Below are 15,428 nucleotides of genomic sequence, written 5' to 3' on the forward strand. Positions count from 1 at the left end.
CTCACTCACGGAAAGTAGCCGACCACGCGGGCGGAGGACGGTCGCGACGGTTCGGTCCGTATCGATGTCGCCCCGGATTCACCCGGCCCGTCGAGCCGCGGCCGGCGGCCTCGGCCGACCGGTCGCAGTCCCGGGCCCGGTCCGGTGCGGGGGCGGCGGACCGCGCCCCCGCACCGCTCGGCGGGTCAGCGCCAGGGGCCCGTCACCGCGAACGTCGTGCCCGGCGTGTAGCAGTTCACGAACATCGTCCCGCCGTCCGGTGCGAACGTGACCCCGGCGAACTCGCCCCACGCCGGACTCTCCGGCGTCCCGATGTTCTGCCGGCCGCGGGCCATCGCGTACACCTCGCCGCGCCGTGTCAGGCCGAACACGTGCTGGGCGCCGTTTCCGTCCTCGCACACCATCAGGCCGCCGTCGGACGACAGGCAGATGTTGTCGGGGGACTCGCCGGGCAGCTGCACATCCGTACCCGGGCCGAAGACGATCACGAGGGTGAGGCGGCGCCGCTGCGGCTCGTACCGCCACACCTGGCCGAAGTGGTCGGCCGCCGAGCCCGCGGCGCTCTGCGCGAAGCTGGAGACGAAGTAGACCGACGAACCGCCCCAGTAGCAGCCCTCCAGCTTCTGGGCGTGCGTGATGCCCCGGGGCCCGAAGTCCTGCAGCCGGATCGGGGTCCCCGCAGCCTGGGGATCGGGTACGGGGACCCATTCGACGCGGTCGAAGCTCGCGCCGGTCTCCTGGACGACGGAGAGGTCGGGGACGCCCGGGACCCGCATGGCCTGCAGTTCACCACCGGCCCGGAGCGACCCCGTGCCGCCCAGCGGCTTCTCGGGCAGGAAACGGTAGAAGAGCCCGAAGGGCTTCTCGAACGCGTCCTCCGTCTCGTACACGGTTCCGTCGCCCGGGTCGATCGCGATCGCCTCGTGCTGGAAGCGGCCCATCGCGGTGAGCGGCACGGCTCCGGTGCGGTGCGGGTCGGTGCCGTCGACCTCGAAGATGAAGCCGTGGTCCTTGGTGTAGCCGTTGGTGCCGGCCCGGTCCTCGGTCTCCTCGCAGGTCAGCCAGGTGTTCCAAGGTGTCCGGCCACCCGCGCAGTTCACCGCCGTACCGGCGATGGCCACGCGTTCACCGAGGACCGCGCCGCGGCTGTCGAGTTCCAGCGCGGTGCAGCCGCCCTTGCCCATCGGGTCGTAGGTCAGGCCGTCGACCGTCGGGACCGGGATCTTGGCGGTGACCCGGTTCTCGTGGTTGCGGACGAGGTGGACGCGGCCGCGGTGACCGGTGAACGCGGCCATGCCGTCGTGGTTGCTGGGGACCGGGCCCTCGCCGGAGCGGAGCCGGTCCCCTTCGCGGGACAGGACCCGGTAGCGGAACCCCTCCGGCAGATCGAGCAGGCCGTCCGGGTCGGCGACCAGGGGGCCGTATCCGCTGTGGCCACGGGCGGCCGCGGTGCCCGTGAAGAGTTCGGAGAAGGCCCCGGCGAAGGCGATCGAGACAGCGGTCGCACCGCTGCCGGCCAGGACCTGACGTCGTGTTGCGATCCGTCGAGGTGCAGCTGATGACATGAGGCAACTCCCTGTTGGCGGACAGGAGAAGTGACCCGCATGTGTGTACCACGCGTTGCGTCGCGCGGGAACCATGCGGGTCACCGGACCTCATGCGTGTCACGGGCCCCAGGGGCCCGCGGGATCAGACGAGCGAGGCGCTCAGGGTGATCGTCGTGCCCGTGAGCGCCTGGCTGACCGGGCAGTTCGCCTTGGCGTCCTCGGCCGCCTTGACGAAGCCCGCCTCGTCGAGACCGGGCACCTCGCCCTGCACGGTGAGGTGGATGCCGGTGATACCGGTGCCGGGCTGGAAGGTGACCTCGGCCTGGGTGTTCAGCCGGGTCGGCGCGTTGCCGGCCGCGGTCAGACCGTTGGACAGCGCCATCGAGAAGCAGCTGGAGTGCGCCGCCGCGATGAGCTCCTCCGGACTGGTCCTGCCGTTCGCCTTCTCCGCGCGGGACGGCCAGGAGACCTCGTACTCCCCGATGCCGGAGGAGTCGAAGGTGACAACGCCCTTGCCCTCGATCAGGTTGCCTTCCCAGACCGTGTGCGCCTGACGCGTGGTTGCCATGCTGAATCCCTTCGGAACGGTGGAGTTACCGCATCCGAACCTACTGCGCCACCAGTCCCTTTGCGTCGCGCGCCAGCGCCGTCAGCCGGGAGATCGCCCGGAAGTACTTCTTCCGGTACCCCCCGTTCAGCATCTCGTCGCTGAACAGCCGGTCGAACGGGAGCCCCGACGTGAGCACCGGGACCTCCCGGTCGTAGAGCCGGTCGGCGAGGACGACGAGCCGCAGCGCGGTCGACTGGTCCGCCACCGGCTGCACCCCGGTGACGCAGACCGCCCGGATGCCGTCCGTCAGCGCGCCGTACCGGCTGGGGTGCACGCGGGCCAGATGGCCGAGCAGCGACGGGAAGTCGTCCAGGCTGGCGCCCTCGGTGGCGTACGCGGCCCTGGTGACCTGCTCGTCGGAGAAGGGCGCGGGTGCCTCGGGCAGACCGCGGTGCCGGTAGTCCTCACCGTCGATCCGCAGCGGCCGGAAGTGCGAGGACAGCCCCTGGATCTCCCGCAGGAAGTCCGCGGCCGCGAACCGTCCCTCGCCGAGCTTGCCGGGCAGCGTGTTGGACGTGGCGGCGAGTGCGACCCCGGCCTCGACCAGCCTGCTGAGCAGCGACGACACGAGAACGGTGTCGCCCGGGTCGTCGAGTTCGAACTCGTCGATGCAGAGCAGCCGGTGCCCGCTGAGCGTCTGCACGGTCTGCTGGAAGCCCAGCGCGCCCACCAGATTGGTCAGCTCGACGAAGGTGCCGAACGCCTTCAGTGAGGGGGCGGCGGGCGTGGCGTGCCAGAGCGAGGCGAGAAGGTGCGTCTTGCCGACGCCGTAACCGCCGTCGAGATAGACACCGCGCGGCCCGGTCACCGGTGCCGGCTTCCTGCCGAACCACTTGCGCTTGCCCGTACCCGTCGCGTGCGCCCCGCCGAGCCCGTGCGCGAACTCGCCGAGAACCTTCACCGCCTCGATCTGACTGGGCTGGTTGGGATCGGGCACGTACGTGTCGAAGCGCACCGAGTCGAAGCGCGGCGGCGGCACCATCTCGGCGACCAGGCGGTCGGCGGGGACATGCGGCTCGAGGGCGCACAGGGACAGCGGGGCCGTTTCGGCTATGGGGCTCTGCCCCGGCACGGCGGTGGAGGACGACACAGCTCTCAGCTTAAGGGCCGTGCGAGACTGCACGAATGCGACGCCTCTTCCCTGTGACCGACCCGACACCGGCTGGCGAAGGAGGGGAGTGGAGCCTGGACGAGCTCGCCGACGCGTACGCGTACCCCGCGGGCGACGGCCCCTGGCTGCGCGCCAACATGGTCTCCACCCTCGACGGCGCCGCCCAGCACGACGGACGCTCGCAGCCGATCTCCTGCGACACGGACATGCGGATCTTCGGCACCCTGCGCGGTCTGGCCGACGTGGTCGTGGCGGGTGCCGAGACCGTACGGATGGAGGGGTACCGGCCCGCCCGGGCCCGGGACGCCTTCGCCCGGCGGCGGGCGGCGGCCGGGCAGGGCCCCGCGCCGGTGATCGCCGTGGTCAGCGGCAGCCTGGACCTGGACTTCTCGCTCCCGCTCTTCGTCTCACCGCTCGTCCCGACCCTTGTGGTCACCGGCGCCGGCGCACCCCCCGGCCGGATCGAGGCGGCCCGGACGGCGGGGGCCGAAGTGGTGATCGCGGGAGAGGGGTCCCGGGTGGATCCCGCCAGGGCCGTGCGGGAGCTCGCGGACCGCGGACTGAAGCGCCAGCTGACGGAGGGCGGACCCCGGCTGCTCGGTCAGTTCGTGGCCGCGGGGGTGCTGGACGAGATCTGCCTGACCCTCTCGCCGATGCTGACCGCCGGAGATGCCCAGCGGATCGCCGGCGGCCCCTCGGTGGAAGTGCCGGAACGATTCGCCCTGGCGTCGATGCTGGAGGAGGAGGGGTTCCTCTTCACTCGCTACCGCCGGATCCGACAATCAGCGGAGTAAACCGTTCCGGTTAGCTTCCGATGGGCACACTTACTCAGGCAGTCTCCGTGCCGTCACGGGGCAGGATGGTTTCAGCAGCGGCCGTCGAGAGTCGATGGAGCAGAAGGGCGCCCGAGGTGTTCACCAGCGTTTTGATGATCGAGAAGCCCCTCACTTCCGAGGACGTCGAGTTCGTGACCACCCTGCACGGAGAGGAAGAGATCTCGTTCGTCGTGCTGATGCAGCCGCGCGGTGACCAGGCCGACGTACTGCTGCGCGCCATCGACGACGTGGCGATCGGCGAGCTGAAGGAAGCCGCCCGGGAGCTGGAGGAGCCGGAGGGCAAGGACGCCAGGAAGCCCGCCGAGCTGGCACTCGAGGTGTCGCTCGCGGCCCTGCGCCAGGCGGGCTCCGAGGCGGTCGGGCAGGTGATCGAGGACCATCCGCTGGACAAGCTGAAGTCGGTCGTGGACGAGGCGGGGGCGGACGAGGTCATCGTGCTGACCGCCCCGCACTACGTGGAGGAGTTCTTCCACCGCGACTGGGCCTCCCGGGCCCGTCACAAGGTCGGCGTACCGGTGCTCAAACTCTTCGCGCACAGCGAATAGGCTGGGAGGCCGCTACCCGGACCAACCTTGGGAGACACACGCATGGCACCCGGTATTCCTGCCGCCATGGAACGGCCGCACTTCATCGGCATCGGCGGCGCCGGAATGTCGGGCATCGCGAAGATCCTCGCGCAGCGCGGCGCGAAGGTCGCGGGCAGCGACGCCAAGGAGTCGGGCACGGCCGAGGCGCTGCGGGCGCTGGGCGCGACCGTCCACATCGGGCACGCCGCGGGCCACCTGGCACAGGACGCGTCCTGCGTGGTCGTCTCCAGCGCCATCCGCGCCGACAACCCGGAGCTGCTGCGCGCCGCCGAGCTGTCGGTCCCCGTCGTGCACCGCTCCGACGCACTCGCCTCACTGATGCAGGGCCTGCGCGCGATCGCCGTCGCGGGTACCCACGGCAAGACGACCACCACGTCGATGCTGGCCGTCGCCCTGTCGGAGCTCGGCCTCCACCCGTCGTACGCCATCGGCGGCGACCTCGCGGGCCCCGGCACGAACGCCACGCACGGCGAAGGCGACATCTTCGTCGCCGAGGCCGACGAGAGCGACCGCAGCTTCCAGAAGTACGACCCCGAGGTCGCGATCGTCCTCAACGTCGAGCTGGACCACCACGCGAATTACGCCTCGATGGACGAGATCTACGACTCCTTCGAGACCTTCGTCGGCAAGATCGTCCCCGGCGGCACCCTGGTCGTCGCCGCCGACCAGCCCGGCGCGGTCGAGCTGACGAAGCGGGTGCGCGACCTGGCCGGGGTGAACGTCGTCACGTACGGGGAGTCCGAGACCGCTGACGTACGGGTCCACAAGGTCACCCCCCGCGGTCTGACCAGCGAGGTCACGGTCGTCCTGAACGGGAAGTACCTGACCTTCACCGTCTCCGTGCCCGGCCGCCACTACGCGCACAACGCGGTCGCCGCACTCGCCGCGGGCGTCGCGCTCGGTATCCCGGCGCACAACCTGGCCTCCGCCCTCGGCAAGTACACCGGCGTCAAGCGCCGCCTCCAGCTCAAGGGCGAGGCGGCCGGCGTCCAGGTCATCGACTCCTACGCGCACCACCCCACCGAGATGGCCGCCGACCTCGAAGCGATGCGCGGCGCCGCGGCGGACTCCCGGCTCCTGGTGGTCTTCCAGCCGCACCTCTTCTCCCGCACCCAGGAACTGGGCACGGAGATGGGGCAGGCGCTCGCCCTCGCCGACGCCTCCGTGGTGCTCGACATCTACCCGGCCCGTGAGGACCCGATCCCCGGGGTGACCAGCGCGCTGATCATCGACGCGGCGAAGCGGGCCGGCGCCGATGTCACCGCCGTCCACGACCGGACGGAGGTCCCCGGGGCCGTGGCGGGAATGGCGAAGCCCGGCGACCTCGTTCTCACCATGGGAGCGGGCGACGTCACGGACCTCGGCCCGCAGATCCTGGAACACCTGTCGAGCTGAGGGAGCCACCGTGCCGTACGACATCGAGAAGCCTGACGAGGAATGGCGGGCGGAGCTGACCCCCGCCGAGTACGCGGTCCTGCGCCAGGCCGGCACGGAACCGGCCTTCGTCGGTGAGTACACCGACACCAAGACGGCCGGGGTCTACTCCTGCCGGGCCTGCGGCGCCGAGCTGTTCCGCTCGGACACCAAGTTCGAGTCGCACTGCGGCTGGCCGTCCTTCTACGACCCGAAGGACACCGACGCGGTCGAACTGATCCAGGACCGCAGCCTCGGCATGGTCCGCACCGAGGTGCGCTGCGCCCGCTGCGGCTCGCACCTGGGGCATGTCTTCGAGGGCGAGGGCTACCCCACGCCGACCGACCAGCGGTACTGCATCAACTCGATCTCGCTGCGTCTCGCGGAGGACGGGAAGGACTGATCACCCGCGCGCCCGGCCGCGGAGGCCCCGCGGGGGGGGGGCGGGGCGGGGGGCGGGCGGGGGGACGGGGGCGCTGGGGGGTGGGGGCGGCGGCGCGGGGGGGGGGCCCGGGGGGGCGCCGCGCGCCGGCGCGGCCGGACGGGGTCAGTCGTCCTCAGGGGTCTCGGGCCGCAGCAGCGGATGGGCGACGCCGGGGAAGACCCGGGCCCTGACCACGGACTCCGCCGCGCCGCCCTGGACCACCGTCTCGGCGACGCCCCACGGGCGGCCGCGCAGGACGACGGTCAGGGTGTACGAGGACGAGCAGCCCAGGCAGTCGTACCGGTCCGCCCAGGTCTCCACGTCCGTGACGCTGCCGGGGTAGCGGGCCACGTGCCGGTGCCGGGCATGGCAGCGCTCGCACCGTTCGCCCGGCTCGCACGTCCCGCCGCAGGGGCACGGCACGTCGAGCGAGTCCGCCGGGCGCCAGCGCTGCGTGAGGACGGCGTCACGGGTGGCGCCCATGTCCTTCATCGCCTTGAGATTGCGGGCGGCGACGTTGTACGACTCGCCGGTGGCGGCCATCCGGTCGCGGATGACGTCCTTGCGTCCGCGGTTCGTCGTCATCGAGTCCTCATCTGTTCCTACGGGGAGTCACGCAGCCCGCCAGGAGGTCCACGAGATCGGTACCTCCCACGGTACCCGGAGCCCCGGGCGGCCCGTGACACACATCCGCCGGTCTCAGGCCACCGGCCCGCCCGCCACATGGATGACCTGCCCGGAGACGAACCCCGCTCCGGGACTCACGAGGTAGGACGCCGTATGGGCGATGTCCTCCGGCTGCCCCACTCTTCCGACCGGAATGGACTGCGCCGCACCGCGCTTGAACTCCTCGAAGTCGAGGCCCAGCCGGCGGGCCGAGGTCCTGGTCATCTCGCTGACCACGAAGCCCGGGGCGATCGCATTGGCCGTGATGCCGTGCCGTCCGAGCTGCAGCGCGAGCGACTTGGTGAAGCCGAGGAGACCTGCCTTCGCGCTGGCGTAGTCGACGCGGGCTGCGTCGCCGGCCGCGGAGATGCTGGACATGGTGACGATCCGCCCCCAGCCGGCCTCGATCATGTACGGGGCGACGGCCCGGGTGACGAGGAACGGGCCGCGCAGATTGACTCCCAGGACCGCGTCCCACTGGTCCGTCGTCATCTCCACGAGGTCGGCACGCGGACCGACACCGGCGTTGTTCACCAGCACCGTCGGCGGACCCAGCTCGGCGGCGACCCGGGCGACGGCAGAGGTCACCGCCGCCTCGTCCGCGACGTCGGCGGCGACCGCCGTCGCCGACCCGCCGTCGTCCCGGATGGCCCGCACGGTGCCCGCGCAGTCCGCCTCGTCCAGGTCGAGCACACCGACCGCCAGTCCGTCGCGGGCCAGCTGCCGGGCCACCGCGGCGCCGATGCCGCGTGCTGCGCCGGTGACAAGGGCCGTACGTGGCACGTTCGTCGTGGATGTCATGGGACCAAGATCAGGCATGGGCGGCCCGCTGCCAACCCCATGTGCCCGACGTCGGCGACCGGCCCCTTCACGCCGGGCGGGGGCTCCGGGCCCCAGCCCCCGGGGCCGGACGTGGCCGGGCCGACATGTCCCTGGTCGGCGTGGAGTCCACGGTGGCCCACGCCCCTCACGATGCGGCCGGGACGGTGGTGGAACCGGAGGTCTGGCGGCGCTGGAGGCGGCGGAGGCCCCGACCCGGGCCGCGGCAGCGTCGCCCGATCGGCAGACCGGTCGGCGCGGACGCTCACCTCAGGCCGGCGAGGTGACCGACCGGCCGAGATGCCGGGCGAGGTACCGGGCCGCGCATCATCCCCCCATCCTTTTCCCCACCACTGATCACAGCTCCGGACAGGCCCTACGGCCGCCGTACCCGCGCCGCCAGCCTGCTCCCCAGGCGGCGGCCGAACGTGACCGGCCGGTTCCACGTCCGGAACGCCTCCGCCGTACGGCTGCTCGCCGAGCCCTCGACGGCCCGCTCCACCGCGGCGATCCCGTTGCCCGACAGGCCGCGCACCACCGGGCGCAGTACTTCCTCCAGCAGCGCGGTCCGGGTCTCGTTCCAGCTCCGGCCCGCGTGGGGGTGGGAGCTCCAGACGGTGAAACAGTCGGCCACGTAGGACGGTTCGGACCGCAGCCGGTCCAGGACGTCGCCGTGGCGGGCCGCCCTGCCGTAGGCGGCGATCAGGTCCGGGTCGTCGCTGTGCACAAAGGCGTACAGCTCCGCCTCGGGCCGGTCCGGTGCCAGCAGGCGGCGGGCGAGGGCGCCGTAGGCGTGCTCCAACACGGTGGCCTCCACTGGTTCGGCGTGGGCGCGCAGTGCCGCGGCGGCCGCCGGCCAGCCGGCGGCCGCGGAGCCTGACCGTACGTCGCGGGCGAACTCCAGCAGCCTCAGCGCTCCCCGGACCCGGGTGCCGATCTCCTGCGGGAAGCAGCGCAGCAGGTCATGGGCGAGTTCGGCGGCCTCGACGTCGTCGGCGGGCGCGGAGAGCGCGGCGGCGACCAGGTGCGACCACGTACCGGCCGTCCGGTGCGAGTCGGAGCCGGACTCGCCGAGGAGGAGCCGCGCCTCACCCGCCGTCGGAGTCTCGTCGCCCCAGATCAGCCCCACCGCGGTCCGCAGCACCAGCGGCTCCGCGAACGGTGAGAACCCGGCGGCGCGAAGCACCGGGCGCAGCGCCGCCATGCGGTCGGATCCCTGCTCCTTCGCGCGGGGCGCCTCCGCGCACATCCGCAGATGCGGCAGCGCCTGAGTACCGGTGAAGGGGAGGGCCACCCGGGCGAGGAGCTCTTCGGCGGCGGAGGGTGCGGCCAGGGCGAGCTGGTCCAGTTCACCCAGGAGCGCCGTACGCACGTCGAACTGTTCGTCCAGGAGGTCGAGGAGCGCCGGACCGCTCTCCGGCGCCGGAGCTGCGAGCAGTGTCCGGGCCATGTGCCGGGCGACGGAAGGGAGTTCGGCCGTGAGGTCGATGTCGAGCAGCCGGGCGATCCGGAGCAGCTGCACCTGGCGCCCGATGGTCGTCCCGTCGGTGGATTCCGCCGTACCCGGGGTGAGTTCGGCGAGCAGGTCAGGGCCGAGTCCGCCGGCCAGCTCCTGCACGGCGGCGGGTTCGGCGAACGCCGAACGCGGCGGGAGCGCGAGTGCGACGTCGTTGCGCCGTACCGCCTCCGTCACCAGCAGCGCGGCGAGCGGCGCCGTGGTGGTGGCGGGGGCCCGGCCTTCGAGTGCCGCCAGCAGCCTGGCCACGGACATCGACTCGGCGGCGGTGCGGTCGTCGGCCGGTGCCGTGAGCGCGGTGGTCAGCCGGTGCATCTGCTGCTCGTCCAGTGCGTACGGCCGCGCGGCCGCCCAATCCGCGGCCGCGGCGCGGCTGTTCGGCCCGAGTGCGATGCCGGCGTGCAGGGCGGTGAAGGCGAGCGGCCCGGCGGCGAAGGGTTCGCCCGGCAGCGCGGCCGCCGCCCGGAAGAGCTCCGGGGCGCGGCCGCGCCAGATCCGGGCGACGGTCTCCGCCCAGACGTCGTCCGCCTGGCTCTCCGGGGCCGCGCCGGTACACGTGTGGACGTGGAGGCCTGAGTGGACCAGCCCGTGCGCGTCGTCCGGCAGAACGCCGATGACCTGGTGCGGGGAGTGCGCCGGACGGCGGGTGTAGGTGGTGAACGTCAGCCGCTGGGCGTGTTCCGGCGGCAGGACGGCTCCGGCCAGCGCGATCCACCGGGCGACGTCCGCGCTCTGCCGCTCCACGAGGACCAGTTGCGCCGACGACGCTCTCTCGCACACCTGCCGCAGATCGGCGAAGACCCCCGCGAGCCAGGGGCTGCGGGAGACCGCGAAGTCGTTGAGTGCCTCCTGCCCGAAGGCGGCGGAGGCGGGCAGGGCGGATATCCGGTCCGGTGTGCCGCCGTCCGGTGTGGCCGACGCCCAGCCCGGAGACCGCCACGCCGTGATCGGGAGCGCGTCGCCCGGCAGTCGGGTACCGGCCGGAAGGTGCACCGCATGTGCGTGGAAGCGACCGGCACCGGATCCCCCGAGCGCCACGGTGCGGCTCAGCAGATGGCTGCCGTCGGAGAGCGCGCTGAAACTGAACGCCTCGGGGAACGAACGGAGTTCCGCTGCCGTCGGATGGTACGGAGCCCCGGCCGGAGTCTCGTAACCGAGCAGCTGCTCCGCTTCGGTCAGCACCGGTGTGGGTATGCCGCCACCGACCGCCGTGAACCGTGCGCCGACCCCGTCGTCACCCGCAGAGACGGAGGAGTAGTGCAACTGCGCGAGGCTCATGCGTCGGCCCTCTTCGTCCTTGCCGCGTACGTCCCCGGGTGACAGCACGCACTGCCCACGTCGTCGGTCCGTCATGGACCGGCCGTACGGGCGCGGCGACGACCCCGGCGGGGAGCGGTCCGCGATCGCGGGAGCGACGCTATCAAGGCGCGTCGCTCCCGCAGGCACGCTGCCGAAACGTGATCCGGGCAACTGCGACGGAAGCATTCGGTCCGAGCGGTCTCTCCCATGTCGGCCCGGCCGGGAGGAAGTTCACCGGCTCGGGCCGGCCGCACCGGCTACGGGCGGTACGGGGCGGGGGCGCGCCCGCCGCCCGGCACCGGACAACAGGCGTCTGCCGCACGGATCATGACGGTCCGGGAGGGTTCGGTGTGACATATCACCCTCCCGTGTCATCGGAACGTCGACACGGTGGCGGCAATTACGCACATAACGCTATAAATTCCTTGATCAATTCCGTGATCATCGATCGTCAGGAGGACGGATGATGCGTGTGCGAATCGGTGCCGTGGCCGCTGCGCTGGTGGCGGTGGGGGCCTTGGCGCCGTCCGCGAGCGCCGGGGTGACGCCGGTGGTCCACCCCCGGGCCCCGCAGGCCGCCGGGTGCAGGGGGGCGTCCTGTGCGGGGAGGAACCCGCACACGACGAAGTGTGACCGAGGGGCCGGAACCCTCGACCGCGTCAGGTCGGACGGCGGCGGGCCCGTGGTCCAGCTGCGGGTCTCCGCCGCGTGCAGCGCCGCGTGGGCCTACGTCCCGAAGGGATTCGACGGGTACCGCTTCAAGATCCAGGTCCAGCGGGGTGCGACATATGTGGAGTCCGCCTCGTTCGCACGGGTCGCGTACACGCCCATGGTGTGGTCGAGCGACCGGTACCGGGCCTGCGTCGAGGACTACGGCAGCGGTGGCGACTGGGCGTGCACCGTCTGGCATTGATGCGGACGTTCGAGGCCGCCCGCCGGGGGACACGTCGGCGGGCGCGGTACGTGTCCACCGGATGGACCAAGTGCTAGCCGCGGGAGCCGACCGGGTCCCGCGGCCGACCGCACCGCCCGTCCGACCCGACGGGCGGGCGGGCCCGCGCCGGTCGGCGCGGGCATGAAGCGGAGCTGCGGCCGCGCTTAAGAAATCCTCGATGGACCTGGGGCGCGGGGTGCGGCAGATTTCTCCCTGACGGCGCAGGATGGTGCGCGGCAGCCGATCACCGCGTGCTGCCCCCCCATGCCGTCCCTCTCATCTTCCCCGGGCCGCAGGCTCCCTTTCGGCTGCCCCCGGCCCGGGGTTCTCACCACGCACAGGTACAGGGAGCCGCAGCCGTGAAGGCACTCGTGAAGCACAAGGCCGAGCCCGGACTCTGGCTGATGGACGTTCCCGAGCCGGAGATCGGCCCCTCGGACGTGCTGATCAAGGTGCTCCGTACCGGCATCTGCGGCACCGACCTGCACATCCGCAACTACGACGGCTGGGCCCAGCAGGCCGTGAAGACGCCGCTCGTCCTCGGCCACGAGTTCGTCGGCGAGATCGCCGCGATCGGTGCCGACGTCGTCGACCTCGCCGTCGGCGAGCTGGTCAGTGGCGAGGGCCACCTGGTCTGCGGGAAGTGCCGCAACTGTCTGGCCGGACGCCGCCACCTGTGCCGCTCCACCCTCGGACTCGGCGTCGGCCGGGACGGTGCGTTCGCCGAGTACGTCGCGCTGCCCGCCTCCAACGTCTGGGTGCACCGGGTCCCCGTCGACCTGGACGTCGCCGCGATCTTCGACCCGTTCGGCAACGCCGTGCACACCGCGCTGTCGTTCCCGCTGGTCGGCGAGGACGTACTGATCACCGGCGCCGGACCGATCGGCATCATGGCCGCCGCCGTCGCGAAGCACGCCGGTGCCCGCAACGTCGTCATCACCGACGTCAGCGAGGCCCGCCTCGACCTGGCCCGCAAGGTCGGTGTCAGCCTCGCCCTCAACGTCGCCGAGGAGACCATCGCCGACGGACAGCGCCACCTCGGTCTGCGGGAGGGCTTCGACGTCGGTCTGGAGATGTCCGGTCGCCCCGAGGCGATGCGCGACATGATCGCGAACATGACGCACGGCGGACGGATCGCCATGCTCGGACTGCCGTCCGAGGAGTTCGCCGTCGACTGGTCGCGCATCGTCACCTCGATGATCACGATCAAGGGCATCTACGGCCGCGAGATGTACGAGACCTGGTACGCCATGTCCGTGCTCCTGGAGGGCGGCCTCGACCTCGCCCCGGTCATCACCGGACGGTACGGCTACCGCGACTTCGAAGCGGCCTTCGACGACGCGGCGAGCGGACGCGGTGGCAAGGTCATCCTCGACTGGACCGTCTGACCGGCCCCGTACCGGCCCGTACACACCGCCCGTACACACCAGGAGACACCCTTCATGTTCGACTCCGTACGCGACGACATGCGCACCACCCTCGACGAGATCAAGGCCGCCGGACTGCACAAGCCGGAGCGCGTGATCGGCACCCCGCAGTCCGCGACCGTCGCCGTCACCGCGGGCGGCCGCGCCGGCGAGGTGCTGAACTTCTGCGCCAACAACTACCTGGGCCTCGCCGACCACCCCGACGTGATCGCCGCCGCCCACGACGCGCTGGACCGCTGGGGCTACGGAATGGCCTCGGTCCGCTTCATCTGCGGTACGCAGGAGGTCCACAAGGAGCTGGAGCAGCGGCTCTCGTCGTTCCTCGGCCAGGAGGACACGATCCTCTACTCCTCCTGCTTCGACGCCAACGGCGGAGTCTTCGAGACCGTCCTCGGCCCGGAGGACGCGGTCATCTCCGACGCCCTCAACCACGCCTCCATCATCGACGGCATCCGTCTCTCCAAGGCCAAGCGCTTCCGCTACGCCAACCGTGACATGGACGACCTGGAGCAGCAGCTCAAGGAGGCGTCCGGGGCGCGACGCCGGCTCATCGTCACGGACGGCGTGTTCTCCATGGACGGGTACGTCGCGCCGCTCCGTGAGATCTGTGATCTGGCCGACCGGTACGATGCCATGGTCATGGTCGACGACTCGCACGCCGTCGGCTTCGTCGGACCCGGCGGCCGCGGCACGCCGGAGCTGCACGACGTCATGGACCGCGTCGACATCATCACCGGCACCCTCGGCAAGGCGCTCGGCGGCGCGTCCGGCGGCTACGTCGCGGCCCGCGCCGAGATCGTCGCGCTGCTGCGCCAGCGTTCCCGCCCGTACCTCTTCTCCAACTCCCTCGCCCCGGTCATCGCGGCGGCTTCACTCAAGGTCATCGACCTGCTGGAGTCCGCCGGCGACCTGCGCGAGCGGCTGAATGCCAACACCGCGCTCTTCCGCACCCGGATGACCGAGGAAGGCTTCGACATCCTGCCCGGCGACCACGCCATCGCCCCCGTGATGATCGGGGACGCGGCGAAGGCAGGCCGGATGGCGGAGCTGCTCCTGGAGCGCGGTGTGTACGTGATCGGGTTCTCCTACCCGGTCGTCCCGCAGGGCGCGGCACGCATCCGCGTGCAGCTCTCGGCCGCGCACTCGACCGACGACGTGAACCGTGCGGTGGACGCGTTCGTCGACGCGCGGGCCGCGCTGGGCGAGTAGTAGCCCGCCGGAGGCCCGGGACCGGACGGTCCCGGGCCTCCGGCGATCCCGGCCTCCCCGCCCGGTCCCAGGACCCGGACATCCCGCGGTACCTGGGACAATGGATCGCATGATCGATGCACGGCGGCTGCGTATCCTCCGTGCGGTGGCCGACCACCGCACCGTGACCGCGGCAGCCGCCGCGCTGTATCTGACGCCGTCCGCCGTCTCGCAGCAGCTCGCCGCACTGGAGCAGGAGACCGGCCACCGGCTGGTCGACCGCAGCGCCCGGGGGGTCCGGCTCACCGCGGCCGGGGAGATCCTGCTGACGCACGCCAATGCGGTGCTCGCCCAGCTGGAACGGGCCGAGGCGGAGCTCGCCGCCTACAGCGCGGGGGACGCCGGTACGGTCACGGTCGCCGCGTTCGCCACGGGGATCGGCCTGGTGCTCGCCCCGGCGATCACCGAGCTGACGCTGACCGCGCCCGGTATACGGGTACGGGTCCAGGACGCGGAGGGCGATGCGAGCGTGCCCATGGTGCTCGACCGGCAGGTCGATGTGGCGGTCGCCGTCGAATACCGGGGCGCGCCGGACGAGGACGACCGGCGGCTGACCCGGGTGCCGCTGTACTCGGAGCCGTTCGACGCGGTGCTGCCGATGGGCCACCGGCTGGCCGACCAGGACCAGGTGACGATCGCGGACCTGGAGAAGGACCCGTGGATCGGTCAGTATCCGGGCAACCCGTGCCATGACGTGGTGGTCCTGGCCTGCGAGTTCGCCGGCTTCCAGCCCAAGCTCGAACACTCCTCCGACGACTTCCGGGCCGTGGTGGCGCTCGCCGGAGCAGGCGCCGGAGTGGCGCTGGTGCCGAGATGGGCGCTGCGGGGGATGGACCTCGCGGGCGTGGTGGTGCGGCCGGTGGAGGGCAGCGCACCGACCCGGCGGGTGTTCGCGGCGGTGCGGCACGGGGCCGAGGGGCATCCGCTGATCAAGCCGGTGCTCGATGCGTTGCGGGGTGCGGCGGTGCGGTTGCCTGCCGGCTGAGTGGGC

At 72.1% G+C, this 15,428-nt stretch carries 14 protein-coding genes; 8 read left to right on the forward strand and 6 right to left on the reverse strand.

Annotated elements, in window-relative coordinates; genetic code table 11:
* Positions 1-185: 185 nt before the first annotated feature.
* The 3 genes from ACFVXE_RS23990 to zapE form a co-directional block, all read right to left on the reverse strand.
* Positions 186-1,565 carry an alkaline phosphatase PhoX gene (locus tag ACFVXE_RS23990; RefSeq protein WP_389673938.1) on the reverse strand — a complete coding sequence of 460 codons (1,380 nt, stop codon included), beginning with the start codon at positions 1,563-1,565 and terminating at the stop codon, positions 186-188.
* Positions 1,566-1,689: 124 nt separating this feature from the next.
* Positions 1,690-2,115 carry an OsmC family protein gene (locus ACFVXE_RS23995; protein WP_389673940.1) on the reverse strand — a complete coding sequence of 142 codons (426 nt, stop codon included), beginning with the start codon at positions 2,113-2,115 and terminating at the stop codon, positions 1,690-1,692.
* Positions 2,116-2,155: 40 nt separating this feature from the next.
* Complete coding sequence (zapE, locus tag ACFVXE_RS24000) at positions 2,156-3,247, reverse strand: cell division protein ZapE (RefSeq protein ID WP_389673941.1); 1,092 nt, start codon at positions 3,245-3,247, stop codon at positions 2,156-2,158.
* Between the two features lie 35 nt (positions 3,248-3,282).
* On the opposite strand from zapE, the gene ACFVXE_RS24005 reads away from it, so the two are divergent.
* The 4 genes from ACFVXE_RS24005 (at position 3,283) to msrB (ending at position 6,507) form a co-directional block, all read left to right on the forward strand.
* Entirely contained in the window at positions 3,283-4,062 is a 780-nt protein-coding gene (locus ACFVXE_RS24005) for a pyrimidine reductase family protein (RefSeq protein WP_389673943.1), read from the forward strand.
* 134 nt (positions 4,063-4,196) lie between these two features.
* On the forward strand, positions 4,197-4,649 hold the full coding sequence (locus ACFVXE_RS24010; RefSeq protein ID WP_389673944.1) for an indole-3-glycerol phosphate synthase: 453 nt from the start codon (positions 4,197-4,199) through the stop codon (positions 4,647-4,649).
* Positions 4,650-4,691: 42 nt separating this feature from the next.
* Complete coding sequence (gene murC / locus ACFVXE_RS24015; protein ID WP_389673946.1) at positions 4,692-6,086, forward strand: UDP-N-acetylmuramate--L-alanine ligase; 1,395 nt, start codon at positions 4,692-4,694, stop codon at positions 6,084-6,086.
* A 10-nt stretch (positions 6,087-6,096) separates the two neighbouring features.
* Entirely contained in the window at positions 6,097-6,507 is a 411-nt protein-coding gene (msrB, locus tag ACFVXE_RS24020) for a peptide-methionine (R)-S-oxide reductase MsrB (RefSeq protein ID WP_389673948.1), read from the forward strand.
* A 144-nt stretch (positions 6,508-6,651) separates the two neighbouring features.
* Here the strand turns inward: msrB and ACFVXE_RS24025 are convergent, their stop codons facing one another.
* From ACFVXE_RS24025 to ACFVXE_RS24035, 3 genes are all read right to left on the reverse strand, one after another.
* Positions 6,652-7,113 (reverse strand): hypothetical protein, encoded by a 462-nt coding sequence (locus tag ACFVXE_RS24025; protein ID WP_389673950.1) that lies wholly within the window; start codon positions 7,111-7,113, stop codon positions 6,652-6,654.
* A 114-nt stretch (positions 7,114-7,227) separates the two neighbouring features.
* Positions 7,228-7,995, reverse strand: coding sequence for an SDR family NAD(P)-dependent oxidoreductase (locus ACFVXE_RS24030; RefSeq protein WP_389673952.1), 768 nt, complete (start codon positions 7,993-7,995; stop codon positions 7,228-7,230).
* Between the two features lie 394 nt (positions 7,996-8,389).
* Positions 8,390-10,807: a GTPase-associated protein 1-related protein gene (locus tag ACFVXE_RS24035; protein WP_389674038.1), complete on the reverse strand. Its 2,418-nt coding sequence runs from the start codon at positions 10,805-10,807 to the stop codon at positions 8,390-8,392.
* A 484-nt stretch (positions 10,808-11,291) separates the two neighbouring features.
* On the opposite strand from ACFVXE_RS24035, the gene ACFVXE_RS24040 reads away from it, so the two are divergent.
* The 4 genes from ACFVXE_RS24040 to ACFVXE_RS24055 all read left to right on the forward strand — a co-directional run bounded on the left by ACFVXE_RS24040 (position 11,292) and on the right by ACFVXE_RS24055 (position 15,422).
* Positions 11,292-11,741 carry a DUF2690 domain-containing protein gene (locus tag ACFVXE_RS24040; RefSeq protein WP_389673954.1) on the forward strand — a complete coding sequence of 150 codons (450 nt, stop codon included), beginning with the start codon at positions 11,292-11,294 and terminating at the stop codon, positions 11,739-11,741.
* A 380-nt stretch (positions 11,742-12,121) separates the two neighbouring features.
* On the forward strand, positions 12,122-13,150 hold the full coding sequence (gene tdh / locus ACFVXE_RS24045; RefSeq protein WP_389673956.1) for an L-threonine 3-dehydrogenase: 1,029 nt from the start codon (positions 12,122-12,124) through the stop codon (positions 13,148-13,150).
* A gap of 54 nt (positions 13,151-13,204) precedes the next feature.
* Entirely contained in the window at positions 13,205-14,398 is a 1,194-nt protein-coding gene (locus ACFVXE_RS24050) for a glycine C-acetyltransferase (protein ID WP_389673958.1), read from the forward strand.
* Between the two features lie 109 nt (positions 14,399-14,507).
* Positions 14,508-15,422: a LysR family transcriptional regulator gene (locus ACFVXE_RS24055; protein WP_389673960.1), complete on the forward strand. Its 915-nt coding sequence runs from the start codon at positions 14,508-14,510 to the stop codon at positions 15,420-15,422.
* Positions 15,423-15,428 lie beyond the last annotated feature (6 nt).

Source organism: Streptomyces sp. NPDC058231 (genome assembly GCF_042882275.1).
GTDB lineage: Bacteria > Actinomycetota > Actinomycetes > Streptomycetales > Streptomycetaceae > Streptomyces.